The organism is Kutzneria sp. NPDC051319 (assembly GCF_040682195.1).
Lineage (GTDB): Bacteria > Actinomycetota > Actinomycetes > Mycobacteriales > Pseudonocardiaceae > Kutzneria.
This window is the reverse complement of record NZ_JBFBAM010000161.1, coordinates 1-1,575: the sequence shown is the minus strand read 5'-3', so window position 1 is coordinate 1,575 and position 1,575 is coordinate 1. Positions and strand designations below refer to the sequence as shown.

At 69.0% G+C, this 1,575-nt stretch carries 1 protein-coding gene; it reads right to left on the bottom strand.

Going from position 1 to position 1,575, the window contains the following annotated elements; all coding sequences use genetic code 11:
• Positions 1-9 precede the first annotated feature (9 nt).
• Positions 10-1,464, bottom strand: a complete 1,455-nt coding sequence (locus tag AB0M73_RS49745; RefSeq protein WP_363907238.1) for an NF041680 family putative transposase — start codon at positions 1,462-1,464, stop codon at positions 10-12.
• Positions 1,465-1,575 lie beyond the last annotated feature (111 nt).

The following is a 1,575-nucleotide window of genomic DNA, read 5'->3' as shown; positions in this document are numbered from 1 at the left end:
CCTTGAGTTTTAACGTGTGGCTTGGGTCTTGGTTGTCTTCCGACCTGTGGTCGTGCGGCTCGTGGTCTTCGTGCTCTTCTTGCGGGTAGCACGGGAGTTCTTCTTGTGCGTGGCATGCCTGGCCCGGGGCGGTCGTGTGGTCCCCACCGGCCGTCCTGGGCCGGCCCGGGTGGGTTTCGGCGGGTTGGCCGGGGTGCCCACCAACCCACGAACCCGCCGAAAATCTCGACGCACCCGCCCCGGCGTGCACCGACCAGACTCGGCCGGTTTCTCCCACGACATCCGCAGATCGGCTACCACCGGCCGCGCCAACCGCAACTGCGTGTAGGCCACCAGCACCAGCCACGTCCACACCTGCGCGGTGCCCGGCAGCATCGGCGCCGGCCGGGTCCACCCCAACCGCTGCTTGCAAAACCGGAAGAAATGCTCGATGTCGAACCGACGCTGATACGCCGCGAACACCGTCACCAGATCCAACGGGACCGGGCCGGCGTGCCACAACCACATCGCCCGATCCGGAACCCCACCACCGGGCAGCCGCTCCAACTCGACCCGGATCACACCGCCCCGCACGATCGGCAACGGCCCGGGATGCTTGTCCCAGAACCCCTCCCTGGTCAACCTGCGGTGCCGGTCGTCCCATGCCGACAGCCGCACCACGCCGTAGCGCGGCGAGTCCAACTCGGCCCAGCGGTCCGGTGTGGCCAGCGTGGCGGGATCGTTGAGGACGATCTTGTCGCCGTGCCGGCGGGGCCGGCCCCGCCGGCCGGGTTCGGGCGCAGGGTCGGCGTGAAACACCTGGTTCGACCGCAACCGTCCGACGATGTGGACCCGATCAGCCCAGACATGACTCAACGCCATCAGGTCGTACTCGGCGTCGAAGACGAACCCCGGCGTGTCCGCGCATCCCACCCGGTCCAGGTCCACGACCACCCGGTCGATCGCGGTCAGGGTGACCGCGGTCAGGGTGTCGGTCGGGCCCAGCCGGGTCGCGTCCACCGGCGCGCTCCAGGAGGAGGCTCCGCTCTCCAGAGCGGTCATCACCGCGAACGGCCACCCGGAGGTGATCGGATGCCCCGCACTGGTGCGGGCGGACTTGTCGAACATCGCCACCCGCTGGGGGCTGGTGACCGCGTCCGGTCGTGGCCAGCCGGAGACGTCGCCGGCGAACCAGCGACGTCGGTCCCGGGCCGGCGGCAGGTCGGCCAGCAGCACCGCCCGTAGTCGGTCCAGATCGACACCGCCGCGGGTCAACGCGGCATACAGGCCGCCGTGCCCGCGGCGGAACTCCGGTTCCAGCGAGAGCGCGGGCAGACTCGTGACCGGGTCCGGGCGGCAGGTCAGCGCGTCGAGCAGGTCGAACAGAGCGTCCGGGCGTCGGGTGAGGCACTGGTAGACCCGCCGCCGGAACTCGGCCAGTGTCCCGAGCGCGGCCGTCATGGCCTGGTCGTGCACAATGATCACGCAGCCCTTGAGTTGATCGTGTGTTTCTGTCGCAAGAAACATGATCACTCAAGGGCTGCGTTCATGATCAACCAGGGACCCCTTGAACCACCCCGACGTTAAAACTCAAGG